The organism is Streptomyces sp. NBC_01476, assembly GCF_036227265.1.
GTDB lineage: Bacteria > Actinomycetota > Actinomycetes > Streptomycetales > Streptomycetaceae > Actinacidiphila.
Map to the genome: position 1 here is coordinate 6,172,753 of NZ_CP109446.1, position 15,876 is coordinate 6,188,628.

General features: G+C 72.8%; 14 protein-coding genes. 12 read left to right on the forward strand and 2 right to left on the reverse strand.

What is annotated here, in order from left to right; translation table 11 throughout:
• The first annotated feature begins 42 nt into the window (after positions 1 to 42).
• The 5 genes from rimO (at position 43) to OG552_RS27045 (ending at position 4,313) form a co-directional block, all read left to right on the forward strand.
• On the forward strand, positions 43 to 1,674 hold the full coding sequence (gene rimO / locus OG552_RS27025) for a 30S ribosomal protein S12 methylthiotransferase RimO (protein WP_443071041.1): 1,632 nt from the start codon (positions 43 to 45) through the stop codon (positions 1,672 to 1,674).
• A gap of 206 nt (positions 1,675 to 1,880) precedes the next feature.
• Positions 1,881 to 2,450, forward strand: coding sequence for a CDP-diacylglycerol--glycerol-3-phosphate 3-phosphatidyltransferase (gene pgsA / locus OG552_RS27030; protein ID WP_329141170.1), 570 nt, complete (start codon positions 1,881 to 1,883; stop codon positions 2,448 to 2,450).
• Positions 2,447 to 3,064, forward strand: a complete 618-nt coding sequence (locus OG552_RS27035; protein ID WP_329137232.1) for a CinA family protein — start codon at positions 2,447 to 2,449, stop codon at positions 3,062 to 3,064. The genes pgsA and OG552_RS27035 overlap by 4 nt, the downstream gene beginning before the upstream one ends.
• Positions 3,065 to 3,228: 164 nt before the next feature.
• The gene (locus OG552_RS27040) at positions 3,229 to 3,630 is read left to right on the forward strand and encodes a helix-turn-helix domain-containing protein (RefSeq protein WP_329137235.1); all 402 of its coding nucleotides are present in this window, start codon (positions 3,229 to 3,231) and stop codon (positions 3,628 to 3,630) included.
• 212 nt (positions 3,631 to 3,842) lie between these two features.
• Positions 3,843 to 4,313 (forward strand): Dps family protein, encoded by a 471-nt coding sequence (locus OG552_RS27045; RefSeq protein ID WP_329137237.1) that lies wholly within the window; start codon positions 3,843 to 3,845, stop codon positions 4,311 to 4,313.
• 459 nt (positions 4,314 to 4,772) lie between these two features.
• Here OG552_RS27045 and OG552_RS27050 read toward each other — a convergent pair whose 3' ends face one another.
• Both OG552_RS27050 and OG552_RS27055 read right to left on the reverse strand, forming a co-directional pair.
• Positions 4,773 to 5,576 (reverse strand): Fpg/Nei family DNA glycosylase, encoded by an 804-nt coding sequence (locus tag OG552_RS27050; RefSeq protein ID WP_329137238.1) that lies wholly within the window; start codon positions 5,574 to 5,576, stop codon positions 4,773 to 4,775.
• Between the two features lie 47 nt (positions 5,577 to 5,623).
• Positions 5,624 to 10,267, reverse strand: coding sequence for an ATP-dependent helicase (locus tag OG552_RS27055; RefSeq protein ID WP_443071042.1), 4,644 nt, complete (start codon positions 10,265 to 10,267; stop codon positions 5,624 to 5,626).
• A 130-nt stretch (positions 10,268 to 10,397) separates the two neighbouring features.
• Between OG552_RS27055 and OG552_RS27060 the strand changes: the two genes are divergently transcribed.
• The 7 genes from OG552_RS27060 (at position 10,398) to recX (ending at position 15,858) form a co-directional block, all read left to right on the forward strand.
• Positions 10,398 to 11,249 (forward strand): AraC family transcriptional regulator, encoded by an 852-nt coding sequence (locus OG552_RS27060; protein ID WP_329137242.1) that lies wholly within the window; start codon positions 10,398 to 10,400, stop codon positions 11,247 to 11,249.
• Positions 11,250 to 11,373: 124 nt separating this feature from the next.
• On the forward strand, positions 11,374 to 12,153 hold the full coding sequence (locus OG552_RS27065; protein WP_329141172.1) for an AzlC family ABC transporter permease: 780 nt from the start codon (positions 11,374 to 11,376) through the stop codon (positions 12,151 to 12,153).
• A complete protein-coding gene (locus OG552_RS27070; protein WP_329137244.1) occupies positions 12,150 to 12,476 on the forward strand; it encodes an AzlD domain-containing protein in 327 nt (108 codons plus the stop codon). The genes OG552_RS27065 and OG552_RS27070 overlap by 4 nt, the downstream gene beginning before the upstream one ends.
• Before the next feature lie 23 nt (positions 12,477 to 12,499).
• Positions 12,500 to 12,694, forward strand: coding sequence for a DUF3046 domain-containing protein (locus tag OG552_RS27075; protein ID WP_329137245.1), 195 nt, complete (start codon positions 12,500 to 12,502; stop codon positions 12,692 to 12,694).
• Positions 12,695 to 12,800: 106 nt separating this feature from the next.
• Positions 12,801 to 13,919 carry an AI-2E family transporter gene (locus OG552_RS27080; protein ID WP_329137246.1) on the forward strand — a complete coding sequence of 373 codons (1,119 nt, stop codon included), beginning with the start codon at positions 12,801 to 12,803 and terminating at the stop codon, positions 13,917 to 13,919.
• 240 nt (positions 13,920 to 14,159) lie between these two features.
• Complete coding sequence (gene recA / locus OG552_RS27085; RefSeq protein ID WP_329141174.1) at positions 14,160 to 15,284, forward strand: recombinase RecA; 1,125 nt, start codon at positions 14,160 to 14,162, stop codon at positions 15,282 to 15,284.
• Positions 15,205 to 15,858 carry a recombination regulator RecX gene (gene recX / locus OG552_RS27090; RefSeq protein ID WP_443071043.1) on the forward strand — a complete coding sequence of 218 codons (654 nt, stop codon included), beginning with the start codon at positions 15,205 to 15,207 and terminating at the stop codon, positions 15,856 to 15,858. Before recA ends, recX begins: the two co-directional genes overlap by 80 nt.
• Positions 15,859 to 15,876: the final 18 nt, after the last annotated feature.

Consider the following 15,876-nt stretch of genomic DNA (forward strand, 5'->3'; position numbering starts at 1 on the left):
CCGCGTACCGGTGGCCGTACCCCCTGCGGGTAGTCTGGGCTCATGCCCGAAACCCGTACCGTCGCTCTTGTCACGCTCGGCTGCGCCCGTAATGAGGTGGACTCAGAGGAACTCGCCGGACGGCTGGCGGCGGACGGCTGGCGGCTGGTGGACGACGCGTCCGATGCCGATGTGGCGGTGGTGAACACCTGCGGCTTCGTGGACGCGGCCAAGAAGGACTCGGTGGACGCCCTGCTGGAGGCGAACGACCTCAAGGGCCAGGGCCGCACCCGGGCCGTCGTCGCGGTGGGCTGCATGGCCGAGCGGTACGGCAAGGAGCTGGCGGACGCGCTGCCGGAGGCCGACGGGGTGCTCGGCTTCGACGACTACGCGGACATCTCGGACCGGCTGCGGACCATTCTGGCGGGCGGTGTGCACGCGCCGCACACCCCGCGGGACCGGCGGAAGCTGCTGCCGGTGAGCCCGGCGGAACGGCAGAGCGCGCGGGTGGCGCTGCCGGGGCACGGGCAGGAGCAGGCCGCGGGGGCCGCGGGTCCGGGTGGGGCGCCGGCCGGCGGGGTCGCGGGTGCGGGTGGGGCACTGGCCGCTGCGGGTGGCGGGCCCGCGGGTCCCGGTGGGGGACTGGCCACTGCCGACGGCGGGCCCGTAGCCGATCTGACCGACCTTCCGGAGGGTGTCGCGCCCGCGTCGGGCCCGCGCGCCCCGCTGCGGCGGCGGCTGGACTCCGGCCCGGTGGCCTCGGTGAAGCTCGCCTCCGGCTGCGACAGGCGCTGCAGCTTCTGCGCGATCCCGTCCTTCCGCGGCTCCTTCATCTCGCGCCGCCCCTCCGACGTCCTCGGCGAGACCCGGTGGCTCGCCGAACAGGGCGTCAAGGAGGTGATGCTGGTCAGCGAGAACAACACCTCCTATGGCAAGGACCTTGGCGACATCCGCCTGCTGGAGACACTGCTGCCCGAACTGGCAGCCGTCGACGGTGTCGAGCGCGTCCGGGTCAGCTACCTCCAGCCCGCCGAGATGCGCCCCGGCCTGATCGACGTGCTCACCGCGACGCCCGGCGTCGTCCCGTACTTCGACCTCTCCTTCCAGCACTCCGCGCCCGCCGTGCTGCGGGCCATGCGCCGCTTCGGCGACACCGACCGCTTTCTGGAACTGCTGGACTCCATCCGCGCCAAGGCGCCCGAGGCGGGCGTGCGGTCCAACTTCATCGTCGGCTTCCCCGGCGAGGCCGAGGACGACCTGGCCGAGCTCGAACGTTTCCTCGGCTCGGCCCGGCTGGACGCCATCGGTGTGTTCGGCTACTCCGACGAGGACGGCACCGAGGCTGCCACCTACGGCGACAAGCTCGATGAGGACGTGGTGGCCGCCCGGCTGGCGCGGGTCTCGCGGCTCGCGGAGGAGCTGACCGCCCAGCGCGCCGAGGAGCGGCTCGGCTCCACCGTCCGGGTGCTGGTCGAGTCGGTGGACGACGAGACCGGCGAGGTCACCGGTCGCGCGGACCACCAGGCGCCGGAGACCGACGGCCAGGTGCTGCTGACGCCGGCCGGTGGCTGGTGGGAGCCGGCCCCGGGGATGTTCGTCACCGCGAAGGTGACCGGTACGGAGGGTGTCGACCTGATCGCCGAGCCGCTGGGTGTGCAGGGAACCGTCGGTGACGGGGACGGGGTGGGCAGATGAGCGGAGCCTCCACGCCCGCGTCAGCGCCGACGCCCCCGTCCTCGAAGTCCTCAGGCTCGTCTTCTGCGTCATCGGCGTCTTCTGCGTCGTCAGGCGCGGCTGGTGAGTCCGCCGCGCCGGAGGGCGGGGCGACGGTGGCACCCCTGGTGTCCGGCTCGTCCCCCGACCACCTCGGGGACCCGCCGGCGCAGCCCAAGGCGCGGCTGATGAACGTCGCCAACCTGCTGACGATGATCAGGCTCGTGCTGGTCCCCGGCTTCGTCCTGCTGCTGGTCCACGGCGACGGCCACGATCCGGCCTGGCGGTCCTTCGCATGGGCGGCGTTCGCCGTCGCCATGATCACCGACCTCTTCGACGGCGAGCTGGCCCGGCGCTACGGTCTGGTCACCGATTTCGGCAAGATCGCCGACCCGATCGCGGACAAGGCGATCATGGGCGCGGCGCTGGCCGGCCTCTCCGCGCTGGGCGATCTGCCCTGGTGGGTGACGGTGGTGATCCTGGTGCGCGAGCTGGGCATCACCCTGATGCGGTTCTGGGTGATCCGGCACGGCGTCATCCCGGCCAGCCGCGGCGGCAAGCTCAAGACGCTGGCGCAGGGGGTGGCGGTCGGCATGTACATCCTGATCCTGACCGGCCCACTGGCCTCGATCCGCGCCTGGCTGATGGGGGTCGCGGTGATCCTCACCGTGGTGACCGGCCTGGACTACATCCGGCAGGCGGTCGTCCTGCGCCGGGCCGGCCTGGCCGCGCAGGAGGAACGGGCGCGGCGGGCATGACGGGTGCGTCAGGTGCATCGGGTGCGTCGGGTGCGGCGGGCACGTCGGGCGCATCGGGCCAGGACCGTACGGCCGACGCCCCATCGGCAAGGGCGAGCGCTGCCGCTGCCGAGGTCCTGCGGCTGCTGGACGAGCGGGCCGGGACGCTGGCCGTCGCGGAATCCCTCACCGGCGGTCTGGTGGCCGCGGAGCTCGCCGCAGTGCCCGGCGCGTCCCGGACCTTCCGCGGCTCGGTGACGGCCTACGCAACAGCCCTCAAGCACGAGATCCTCGGCGTGGACGCCGGCCTGCTCGCCGCGCGCGGCGCGGTGGACGGTGACGTGGCCCGGCAGATGGCCACCGGCGTCCGGGACCGGCTCGGCGCGGACTGGGGCATCTCGACCACCGGTGTCGCCGGACCCGACCCGCAGGACGGTAAGCCGGTCGGTACGGTGTTCGTGGCCGTGGCAGGCCCGTCGGAGGCTCCCGGGGCCGCTGAGGTAGCGGAACTGGCGCTGGCCGGGGACCGTACCGCGATCCGTGCCGCTTCGGTGGCCGCTGTGCTGGAACTGCTCGCGGCGCGGTTGAGGAGGAGTACGGTTGCGGGTCCGGGAATCGGCCAGAGTCCCGGATAACGGTCCTGGCACGAGTCCGGGGCCGGAGGATAGGGAAGAAGACGGGGGGAAGGGATGTTTGCAGCCCTGAGTGAACACGTCTTCGCTCCCCGCACGGCCGGTGCCCGAGGCGGTACGGTGGGGCGAGGAAGATGCGGTTACGCGGTCCGAGGAGGGAGCCACCGATGATCCTGCTCCGTCGCCTGCTTGGTGACGTGCTGCGTCGGCAGCGCCAGCGCCAGGGCCGTACCCTGCGTGAGGTCTCCTCGTCCGCCCGGGTCTCGCTCGGCTATCTGTCCGAGGTCGAACGGGGGCAGAAGGAGGCGTCCTCCGAACTGCTCTCGGCGATCTGCGAGGCTCTGGACGTGCCGATGTCCGAGGTCATGCGTGAGGTCAGCGACGATCTGTCGCTCGCCGAGCTCTCGCAGTCGGCGGCTTCCGAGACCACTGCCGCGCCGATGCGGCCCGTGCTGGGCGCGGTTACGTCTGTCACTTCCGTCACCTCCGTGGCCTCCGGTCCGGACGAACGGATCACCATCAAGGCACCGAAGAAGTCCGCCGAGGCAGTCGACGTCGTCGCCGCCTAGGCCGGGCTCACCGGTTCCTTCCAGTCAGCTGCTGCACGCGGCGGCCCGCCCCGGGATGTTCCCGGTCGCGGGCCGTTCTGCTGTGATCCCGTGTGCCCCTCGGTGGGCCTCGGTGCTTTTGCCATGTGTACGGGCCCAGTGCAGGGTAGACGAAGAGGGTCAGCGGGGGATGAACCGGACCTGAACGCGTCGATCCGCGAGGAGAACAGCGCATGACTGTTGTAAAGAGCCCTCTGCCCGAGCAGGCCCGCAAGACGGTCGGGGAGGCCCTGCAGGGCGCTCTGGTCGACCTGGTGGACCTGTCGCTGCTCGCCAAGCAGGTGCACTGGAACATCATCGGCCCGCGTTTCCGCTCCATCCACCTCCAGTTGGACGAGGTGGTCTCCGCGACCCGCACCGGCTCGGACAACGTGGCCGAGCGTGCCGCGGCCCTCGGCATCTCCCCCGATGGACGTGCCGGGACGGTCGCCAAGACGAGCGGCATCGACACCGTGACCGACGGCTGGGTCAAGGACTCCGAAGTCGTGGAGATCGTGGTCGCCGCGCTGGGCTCGGTCATCACCCGGATGCGTGAACGCATCACGGCCACCGACGAGCCCGACCCCGTGACGCAGGATCTCCTCATCGGCATCACCGCGGAGCTGGAGAAGCAGCACTGGATGTTCCAGGCGGAGAACGTCTGAGCGAGCTGTCCCCCGCAGGGCTGGTTCCCGGCCGGTCGGCGGCTGGTCTGTGGCCGGCCGTCCGGTCGGCCGCAGACCAGCCGGGTGCGGGCCGGCGAGGCGCGGCGTAGCGTGTGCCCGCCGGCCGCGGACCCGCGATGTGCCGTGTTCCATCTGTCCTCGGTCTGCGCGCGAGTATGACCTGACCTCGGGGCCGGGAGGGCTGTCCTGGACTCCTTTACGAGGATCCGGGCGGCCGAGAAGGAGCGGCGATGCGTGCACTTCGGCTACGGGGGCGGCCCTGGAAGGCGGCACGCCTGCTGCTCGCCCTGGCCGCCGGGCTGCTGTGGTGGTGGGCGGCCTACCGGCTCGCCGTCCGGCCCGGGGCCGCCGGTCCACTGGAGGGCGCGATGTTCACCGCCGGCTGGACCCTCGGGCTGATACCCCTGCACGCCGTGCCGGCCCCCGCCGCCAGGGCACTCAGCCGCCGCCGGGACCCGGGCCGGACTGACAGCGCGGACACCAGTACGCCACCCGGCTCCGATCCGCCGAGCCGTGCTGCGCGGACCTGATCGGCGTACCGCACCGCAGACACGGCAACCGCTCCCGCCCGTACACCCAGTTCGTACGGCCCCGCCGGGTGTCCCCGGTCGTGACATGCCCGGGGCGCGTCTTGTTCGCCTCCAGCAGCCGCTTCGCCAGGGTCACCAGCTTCTCCGGTGCCTTGATGTCCCCGAACGGTGTCCACGGCGTGACCCCCCGCAGAAAACAGAGCTCCGCCACGTAGACATTGCCGATGCCCGCGAGATTGCGCTGGTCGAGCAGCGCCTCCCCGACCGGCCGGTCCGGGTCGGCGGCCAGCCGCTCCAGGGCCCGCGCCGGGTCCCAGTCCGGGCCCAGCAGGTCCGGCCCGAGGTGGCCCACCACGTCGCCCTCACCGGTGGTCGGCAGCAACTCCAGCACCGGCAGGCGGTAGCCGACCGCGACCCGGCCGGCGGTCTCCAGGATCGCCCGCACCTGGTGCGACGGACCGCCGCGCCATCGCTCTCCGGGCGCGTAGAGGTGCCAGGAGCCGTCCATCTGCAGATGCGAGTGCAGGGTCAGGCCGTCCTCCAGCCGCATCATCAGGTGCTTGCCGCGCGGCACGACCTCCAGTACGCGTCGGCCCACCAGGTCCACGGTCGCCAGCTTCGGCACTCGCAGATCCGCGCGCACCAGCGAGTGCCCGGCCAATGCGGCGTGCAGGCGGTGGGTGGTGAGCCAGACTGTGTCTCCTTCGGGCATTTCTCCATTCTGGCCGACCCGGGGGTCATCCGCGGGGACCGCCGGGGTCAGCGGCCGTCGCGCAGCCGCAGACCCCGCGGAGTGGCGTGGAAACCGGCCGCTTCCAGCGCCTGGCCCAGGGGGGAGGTCAGGGCGGGCTCGCCGTTGGTCCGCTCCACGGTGAGCCTGCCCAGCGCGCCCTCGCGGACCGCCAGCGCCAGCGCGTCCGCGGCGGCCTGCACTCGTATCTCCTCCATCGGCCAGGACAGCAGCGTCTTGCCGCCCCGCTCCACATAGAGGGCGAGCTCTCCGTCGTTGAGGACGACCAGTGCGCCGGCCTTCCGCCCCGGTTTGTGGGTGACGCCCGCGGGCTGCTCGGGCCAGGGCAGCGCGGCCCCATACGGGTTGGCCGGGTCGGCGGCGGCCAGCACCACGGTCCGGGACCGGCCGGGCTGCTCCTCCTCCCGCTCCCGCGCGGTGTTCAGCGCCCGCAGCCGGTCCACCGCGCCGTCCATGGCGAACTGCGCCGCTCCCAGCCCCTCGATCACATAGCCCCGCCGGGCCTGTCCGGTCTCCTCGAACGCCGCCAGCACCCGGTAAGCCGCGGAGAAGCCGCCCGCCACTCCCTCGGCGGCCACCGCGCCCCGGGTGACCACACCGTGCCGGTCGAGCAGGGTGTGGGTCAGGGCGTGTGCCCGCAGTGTCGGATCCGGCTCGGCGGCGGGCACCAGCGACCAGCGGCCCGCGGTGGTGGGCGGTCCGCTGCGGGAGGCGGTGCTGCGCGGTGCCCGGGCGGCGAGCGAGCTGTACCGGCCGCGGGGGACCGCCCTCGGCGCCCGGTGCGCGGTGGCCCCCGCGGTGCGGCCGGAACCGAGCAGGGCCCGCAGCGGCGCCAGGGTGTCATTGGTGAGCCGGCCCGACCAGGCCAGATCCCACACCGCGTCGGCGAGTTGCGGGTCGGTGGCCTCCTGCCCGGCCGCCCGCACCTGGTCGGCGATCTGCCGGAAGAAGAGCCCGTAGCCGCCGTCCAGCGCGGCCAGCACCACCTGGTGCAGCGGCCCCAGTTCCAGTGGCTGGGGGGCGGGCAGCAGCAGCGGCGCGCTCTCCGCCAGATACAGCGACACCCACCCGTCCTTGCCGGGCAGCGCCCCGGCGCCCGCCCACAGGACCTCGCCCGACGAGGTCAGCTCGTCGAGCATCGCCGGGCTGTAACCGGTCACCCGGGACGGCAGCACCAGCTTCTCCAGCGCGGAGGCGGGCACCGCCGCGCCCTGCAACTGCTCGATAGCCCGGGCCAGCCCGTCCATCCCGCGCAGGCTGTGGGTGCCCACGTGCTGCCACTGCGGCAGGAACACCCCGAGCGTCGCGGGCGGCACCGGCTCCAGCTCCTGCCGCAGCGCCGCCAGGGAACGGCGGCGCAGCCGGCGCAGCACCGCGGTGTCGCACCACTCCTGACCGGCTCCGCCCGGCCGGAACTCGCCCTGGGCCACCCTGCCCGCCGCCGCCAGCCGGTGCAGCACGCCGTCCGCGACCGCGGCGCCCAGTCCGAACCGCGCGGCGACGTCCCCGGTGGTGAACGGCCCGTGTGTCCGGGCATACCGCGCCACCAGGTCGCCCAGTGGGTCCTTCACCGGCTCGGTGAACGCCACCGGCACCCCGACCGGCAGTGCCGTCCCCAGGGCGTCCCGCAGCCGCCCGGCGTCCTCCACCGCGGCCCAGTGCTCGGCTCCGGCGATCCGCACCCGGATCGCCCGCCGGGCCGACTCCAGCTCGGCGGCCCAGGCCGGATCAGCGCCGCGGGCGGTCAGCTCCGCGTCGGTGAGCGGCCCGAGCATCCGCAGCAGGTCGGCCACGCCTTCCGCGTCCTTGACCCTGCGGTCGTCGGTGAGCCACTGCAACTCCCGGTCCAGCTCGGCGAGGACCTCGGGATCCAGCAGTTCGCGCAGCTCCGCCTGCCCCAGCAGCTCGGCCAGCAGCCGCGAGTCCAGCGACAGTGCCGCCGCCCGGCGTTCGGCCAGTGGTGAGTCGCCTTCGTAGAGGAACTGCGCCACATAGCCGAAGAGCAGGGAACGGGCGAAGGGCGACGGCTCGGGTGTGGTGACCTCCACCAGCCGCACCCGGCGGGCTTCGATGTCGCCCATCAGCTCCACCAGGCCGGGCACGTCGAACACGTCCTGGAGGCACTCGCGGACCGCCTCCAGCACGATCGGGAAGGACCCGAACTCCGAGGTCACCTGCAGCAGTTGCGAAGCGCGCTGCCGCTGCTGCCACAGCGGGGTGCGCTTGCCCGGGGTGCGGCGCGGCAGCAGCAGAGCCCGGGCGGCGCATTCCCGGAACCGGGAGGCGAACAGCGCGGAACCGCCCACCTGGTCGGTGACCAGCTGTTCGACCTCGCCCTTGTCGAAGGCGACGTCCCCCGCTCCCACCGGCGACTGCTCGGGGTCGAACTCGGTCCCCGGCCGGCCCGGGTCGGCGTCCAGCAGGTCAAGACCCATCAGATCGGCGTCCGGCAGCCGCAGCACGATGCCGTCGTCGGCGTGCATCGCCTGCGCGTCCAGGCCGTACCGCTCCTGCAGCCGCGCGCCCAGCGCCAGCGCCCACGGGGCGTGCACCTGGGCGCCAAAGGGGGAGTGGATGATCACCCGCCAGTCGCCCAGTTCGTCGCGGAAGCGCTCAACGACGATCGTCCGGTCGTCCGGCACATGCCCGCATGCCTGGCGCTGCTCGGCCAGATACGCCAGCACGTTGTCGGCCGCCCAGGTGTCCAGACCCGCCGCCGACAGGCGCTCCCTGGCGGCCTGCGGGGGCATCGCCCCGACCTCACGCAGCCACGCCCCGAGCGCCCGGCCCAGCTCCAGCGGCCTGCCCAGCTGATCGCCTTTCCAGAACGGCAGTCGGCCCGGCACTCCGGGGGCCGGTGAGACCAGCACCCGGTCGCGGGTGATGTCCTCGATCCGCCAGGAGGTGGTGCCCAGGGTGAAGACGTCACCGACCCGGGACTCGTAGACCATCTCCTCGTCCAGCTCACCGACCCGGCCGCCGCCCTTCTTCGGGTCGGCGCCGGCCAGGAACACCCCGAACAGGCCCCGGTCCGGGATGGTGCCGCCCGAGGTGACCGCGAGCCGCTGGGCGCCGGGCCGGGCGGTCAGCGTGTTCGCCACGCGGTCCCAGACGAGGCGCGGGCGCAGCTCGGCGAAGGCGTCCGAGGGATAGCGGCCGGCCAGCATGTCCAGCACCGCCACATAGGCCGAGTGCGGGAGCGCGGCGAACGGCGCCGCCCGGCGCACCACCGCCAGCAGCTCGTCCACGTCCCAGCTGTCCATCGCGGTCATGGCGACGATCTGCTGCGCCAGCACGTCCAGCGGGTTCGCCGGCACCCGCAGCGCCTCGATCGCCCCCTCCCGCATGCGCTCGGTCACCACCGCGGACTGCACCAGATCCCCGCGGTACTTCGGGAAGACCACTCCGGTGGACACCGCCCCGACCTGGTGTCCCGCCCGGCCGACCCGCTGCAGCCCGGAGGCCACCGAGGGCGGGGACTCGACCTGGACCACGAGGTCGACGGCGCCCATGTCGATACCGAGCTCCAGGCTGGAGGTGGCGACCACCGCCGGCAGCCGGCCCGCTTTGAGGTCTTCCTCCACCAGTGCCCGCTGTTCCTTGGACACCGACCCGTGGTGGGCCCTGGCCATCACCGGCGGGGCGCCCCTGGCGGCGCCCGACTCGGCCATGATCTCCGCGGGGGAGTGCGCCTCCGGCAGCGGTTCGCCCTCGGCCCGCTCGTAGGCGATCTCGTTGAGCCGGTTGCACAGGCGCTCGGCCAGCCGCCGGGAGTTGGCGAAGACAATCGTGGAGCGGTGCGCCTGCACCAGGTCGGCGATCCGCTCCTCCACATGCGGCCAGATCGAGGCCCGCTCGGTGGGACCGGCCGCCGGGCCGCTCTGGTCGGCCACCGGAGAGCCGCCCAGCTCGCCCAGATCCTCCACCGGCACGACCACCGACAGGTCGAACTTCTTCTGGGACGCCGGCTGCACGATCGCCACCCGGCGCTGCGGCGAGAGATAGCGGGCGATCTCGTCCACCGGGCGGACGGTGGCGGACAGTCCGATCCGGCGGGCCGGCCGGTCCAGCAGCTGGTCGAGCCGCTCCAGCGACAGCGCCAGGTGGGCGCCGCGTTTGGTGCCCGCCACGGCGTGCACCTCGTCCAGGATCACGGTCTCCACTCCGCTGAGCGCGTCCCTGGCGGCCGAGGTGAGCATCAGGAAGAGGGATTCCGGGGTGGTGATCAGGATGTCCGGGGGCCGGGTGACCAGCGCGCGCCGCTCGGCGGGCGGGGTGTCCCCTGAGCGGATCCCGACCCGCACCTCCGGCTCGGGCAGGCCGAGCCGCACCGACTCCTGGCGCAGTCCGGCCAGCGGGCTGCGCAGATTGCGCTCCACGTCCACCGCGAGGGCCTTCATCGGCGAGATGTACAGCACCCGGCAGCGGCGCCGGGCCTCGGCGGGCGGCGGGGTGGCGGCGAGCTGGTCCAGCGAGGCGAGGAAGGCTGCCAGCGTCTTGCCCGACCCCGTCGGTGCGACGACCAGCACGTCGGAGCCCTCCGTGATGGCCGACCACGCCCCTGCCTGGGCTGCGGTGGGCTCGCGGAACGCCCCCGTGAACCACGCGCGGGTGGCGGGGGAGAACGCGGCGAGGCTTTTGTGACGGGACATGGCATCCATCCTGCCTCGCGGGACCGACACCGCGCTGAGCCCGGCCCTGCGATCTGTGGATAACTCCTGACGTGAGCACGTCGGTGGCGGCTCTGGCCGGGTCCGCGGTGTTCCTTGCCACAATGACGGCATGGCCGCCACGACCGACCGGGAAGAGGCCCGGCACTGGGAGCACCCCGGCCTGCCCGGCGTCGATCTGCTGCGGGCCCGCTACATACGGCACACCTTCACCCGTCACGCCCACGACGGCTATGTGATCGCCGCGGTCACCGACGGAATCGAGGGCATCGGCCTGCCCGGCGGCCGCGAGCGGGCCGGCCCGGGCGGCGTCGTCCTGATCAACCCGGGCACCCCGCATTCCGCGTACGCGGGCGTCGAGGACGGCTGGAGCTACCGCGTGCTCTATCCCTCGGCGGACGTCGTCGCCTCCGTGGCCGCCGAGACCTCCGAGCTGCGCGGCACCCCGGCCTTCACCGCGACCGTGCTGGACGACCCGGCCAACGCCGCGATGATCGCCGACGTCCACCGGGCCGCCGAGAGCGACAACCCGCTCGCCGCCGATACCTTCCTCCGGCTGGTGGTCGCGCGCCTCCTGGCCCGCCACGGCGCCGCCCCCGCCTCCGGACCGCTCCCCGGCGGCGGACCCGGCGCCGCGGCCCGGGCCCGCGATCTGCTCGCCGCCCGGCTGACCGCGCCGCCCAGCCTGGCCGAACTCGCCACCGGGACCGGTACCAGCCCGTTCGCCCTGCTGCGCGCGTTCAAGAAGACCTACGGGCTGCCGCCGCACGCCTGGCTGACCGGCGAACGCGTACGAGCCGCCCGCCGGCTCCTCGGCTCCGGCGCGACGCCCGCCGACACCGCCGCCGCGGTCGGCTTCACCGACCAGCCCCACCTCAACCGCCACTTCACCCGCATCGTCGGCGTGCCGCCGGGCGCGTACCAGCGGGAACGCGGCGGCCCCCGCCCGCAGCCGTCCACGTAGCCGTGGACACGGCCCCCGCGCAGCCCCGGCCGGCGCATGCGGCGGGGCAGGTCGCGGCGCCGCAAGAACGTACAAGACCGCCGGCCGGCGGAACCGTAGCGTCGGGCGGGTGACCGCTCCCTCGATTCCCTCGACACCCCGTCAGGACACCGCCAGGAACCTGCCGCCCGCGGCCCGCGCCGCCGTGATCCGCGACGCCCTCGGGGTGGGCGTCGCGGTGGGGCTCTCCGGATTCGCCTTCGGTGTGACCTCGGCGGGCGCCGGACTCTCCGTCGCGCAGTCTTGCGCGCTGTCGTTGCTGGTCTTCACCGGCGCCTCCCAGTTCGCTCTGGTCAGCGCGCTCGGTTCGGGCGGCAACCCGCTGGCCGCCGCGGCCGGGGCGTTCTTCCTCGGCACCCGGAACGCCTTCTACGGGCTGCGGTTGTCCCAGCTGCTCCGGCTGCCTGCGGCGGTACGGCCGCTGGCCGCGCAGTGGGTGATCGACGAGACCTCCGCCGTCACCCTGGCGCAGCGCGGCCGGGCGGCCGCACGGCTCGGTTTCACCGTGACCGGCGCCAGCCTTTATGTGCTGTGGAACCTCACCACCCTGGTCGGCGCGCTGGGTGCCTCGGCGCTCGGCGACCCGGACGCCTGGGGGCTGGACGCCGCGGGCCCGGCGGTCTTCCTGGCGCTGCTGGCACCCATGCTGAAGGGCCGCACGGAACGCGCGGTGGCCGCGGTCGCCGTCCTGCTCGCCCTGGGGGGCCTGTCGGTGCTGCCGGCCGGGGTCCCGGTGCTGGTGTCGGCGATGGCCGCCCCCTTTGTGCCGGCGGCAGGCCGGGGGCGGGGCGTGAACGGCGGGACGGAGACCGCGAGCGGCGCGGGCCCGGCACCGCAGGACACCGGGGAAGGGGAAACGCGATGAGCACCACGGCGGGCACCTGGATCGCGATCGGACTGACGGTGGCCGGCTGCTACGGCGTGAAACTGCTGGGTCTGTCCGTGCCGGCGGGCCTGCTGGAGCGGCCGGTCGTCAAGAAGCTCGCCGCCCTCGTGCCGATCGCCCTGCTGGCCGCTCTCACCGCACTGCAGACCTTCGGCACCGACGGACTGCGGCTCACCGTCGACGCGCGCTCGGCCGGGCTGGCCGCGGCGGCCGTCGCCCTGCTGCTGCGGGCACCGTTCCTGGTGGTGGTGGCCGCGGCGGTCCTCGTCACGGCGGCCGTACGGGCGATCTCCGGGATGTGATCGAACGCGCGATACTGGCACCCATGCGGTTGACGATTTTCTGGGAACGGATGCGCGCGCATTTCGGCGAGACCTCCGCCGACACCTTCGCGCGCGACCATGTGATGTCGGAACTGGGTGGCCGCACGGTCATCCAGGCCCTGGACGACGGCTGGGAGGCCAAGGACGTCTGGCGCGCGGTGTGCGCCGCCATGGAGGTGCCCGCCTCCCACCGCTGACCTGTGCCTGGCCGCCTCGGGCGCGGGAGTGGCGACGCTTTTCGCGCCGTTACGGCAAATGGGTTGATATCAGGACTTACTACCTGTAAGCGCCCAGACTTGCCCTGTGGCAGGAAGCGACGAGACCCCGGAGCCCGGGGCCGGTGCGCCGCGGGACGGCCCGGACGGGCAGCGGGCCCGGATGCCGCGCTGGCTGCCCCGCGCGATCGTCGTGGCGCTCGCCCTGCTCGCCTGCTTCCAGTTCGCCCACTGGGTCTTCGACCGGGTGGTCGGGCTGCTGGTCAATGTCCTGATCTCGTTCTTCTTCGCCCTGGCCATCGAACCCGCGGTGAACTGGATGGCCAGGCGCGGGATGCGCCGCGGCCTGGCGACCGGTCTGGTGATGCTCGCGGTGGTGTGCGCCGGGGGCGGCTTCCTGCTGGCGCTCGGCTCACTGCTGGCCGACCAGATCAGCACCATCGGGCACAACCTGCCGCAGTACCTCGACGACGTGGTGGTCTGGATCAACAAGACCTTCCACACCGACCTCGACACCGGCAACCTCCGCGACAGGGTGCTGCACTCCAACTGGGTGCGCAATTACCTCGCCAACGGCGCCAGCAACGTGTGGGGCATCTCGACCACCGTGATCGGCACGCTGTTCCGGATCTTCACGATCCTGCTCTTCACCTTCTACCTCGCCGCCGACGGGCCGCGGCTGCGGTGGACGCTCTGCTCGGTGCTGCCGCCCGCCCGCCAGTCCGAGGTGCTGCGCGCATGGGACATCGCGGTCGTCAAGACCGGCGGATACCTCTACTCCCGTGCCCTGATGGCCCTGATCTCGGGCATCGCGCACTACATCCTGCTCCAGGTACTGGGCGTGCCCTACGCACCCGCGCTCGCGGTCTGGGTGGGTCTGGTCTCGCAGTTCATCCCGACGGTCGGCACCTATCTGGCCGGCGCGCTGCCCATCCTCATCGCCTTCACCGAGGACCCCTGGGATGCCCTCTGGGTCCTGTGCTTCGTCGTGGTCTACCAGCAGTTCGAGAACTACCTGCTGCAGCCGCGGATCACCGCGCGGACCGTGGACATTCACCCGGCGGTCGCCTTCGGCTCGGTCATCGCCGGCACCGCGCTGCTCGGTGCGGTCGGCGCCCTGATCGCCATCCCCGCGACTGCCACGCTGCAAGGATTCTTCGTCGCGTACGTACGGCGCTACGAGGTGGCCGAGCGGCAGGACGGATGAGTCCGCTGCCCGCGGGCCGGTGATTCCCGGGGGAGCGCGTTCGGCGGGTCGCTTGACAGAGAAATCGAACATCCATTCTTATGGGGAAACCGGCCGGATTGCTTCCGCCGCGGACCTGGGAATCCGCCCGGGCCGCGAGAGTTGTCCACAGCCCGGGAGAGACGTCCGAGCGCGTTGTCAGTGGCAGGCGCTAGCGTCGTGGACGTGAAGCGATCGAACCAGACATCCCGGGTGGAGACCATGGCAGGAAACGACCGCGAGAAGGCGCTCGACGCCGCACTCGCACAGATTGAACGGCAGTTCGGCAAGGGCGCCGTCATGCGTCTCGGCGACCGGCCCAACGAGCCCATCGAGGTCATCTCCACCGGGTCGACCGCCCTGGACGTGGCCCTCGGCGTGGGCGGGCTCCCGCGCGGCAGGGTGGTGGAGGTGTACGGCCCGGAGTCCTCCGGCAAGACCACCCTCACCCTGCACGCGGTGGCCAACGCCCAACGGGCCGGTGGCACGGTGGCGTTCATCGACGCCGAGCACGCCCTCGACCCCGACTACGCCAAGGCGCTCGGCGTCGACACGGACAACCTCATCCTGTCCCAGCCGGACACCGGCGAACAGGCCCTGGAGATCGTGGACATGCTGGTCCGCTCCGGTGCCCTCGACCTCATCGTGGTCGACTCCGTGGCGGCCCTGGTGCCGCGGGCCGAGATCGAGGGCGAGATGGGCGACTCGCACGTGGGTCTGCAGGCCCGCCTGATGAGCCAGGCGCTCCGCAAGATCACCAGTGCGCTCAACCAGACGAAGACCACCTGCATCTTCATCAACCAGCTCCGCGAGAAGATCGGTGTGATGTTCGGCTCGCCGGAAACCACCACCGGTGGCCGTGCGCTGAAGTTCTACGCCTCCGTCCGGCTCGACATCCGCCGGATCGAGACGCTCAAGGACGGCACCGAGGCGGTCGGCAACCGCACCCGCGTCAAGGTGGTCAAGAACAAGGTCGCGCCGCCCTTCAAGCAGGCCGAGTTCGACATCCTCTACGGCCACGGCATCAGCCGCGAGGGCGGTCTGATCGACATGGGCGTCGAGCAGGGCTTCGTCCGCAAGTCCGGTGCCTGGTACACCTACGAGGGCGACCAGCTGGGCCAGGGCAAGGAGAACGTCCGCAACTTCCTGAAGGACAACCCGGATCTGGCGGACGAGATCGAGAAGCGGATCAAGGAGAAGCTCGGCGTGGGCGTGCCGAAGCCCGTGGTCGAGGCTCCGGGCACGCAGCCGGGCGCCGACGCGGCCGGTGCCGCACCCGTCGAGACCGCCAAGGCGGAGGTCCCGGCCCCCAAGAAGGCGACCAAGGCCACCGCCGTCAAGGGCTGACGCCATGGCGTTCAGCTCCAAGAAGCGCGGCGGCTCTTCCGAGTCGAGGGCCTCGCGAGAGTCGCCGCTCGATCCCGAGGAGCAGGCGCGGGACCTGTGTCTGCGCCTGCTCACCGGGACCCCCCGCACCCGCAGGCAACTCGCCGACGCGCTGCGGAAGCGGGAGATCCCGGACGAGGTCGCGGAGCGCGTGCTGGAGCGCTTCCAGGACGTGGGCCTCATCGACGACCAGGCGTTCGCCAACGCCTGGGTGGAGTCCCGGCACCGGGGCCGCGGACTCGCCCGCCGCGCCCTCGCCATGGAACTCCGGCAGCGCGGGGTGGACGCGGAGTTGGTGAGCGAGGCGGTCGAACTGCTGGAACCCGACCAGGAGGAGCAGACCGCCCGCGAGCTGGTACGGCGCCGGCTCCCGGGCACCCGCGGCCTGGAGCGGGACAAGCGCATCCGGCGCCTGGCCGGAATGCTCGCCCGCAAGGGCTATGGGGAGGGACTCGCCCTCCGCGTGGTGCGCGACGCCCTTGCCGCGGAGGGCGCCGACGAGCAGGGGGAGGACGAGCCGTGGGCGAGCGAATAACGCGCGCCGCCGGCCGGA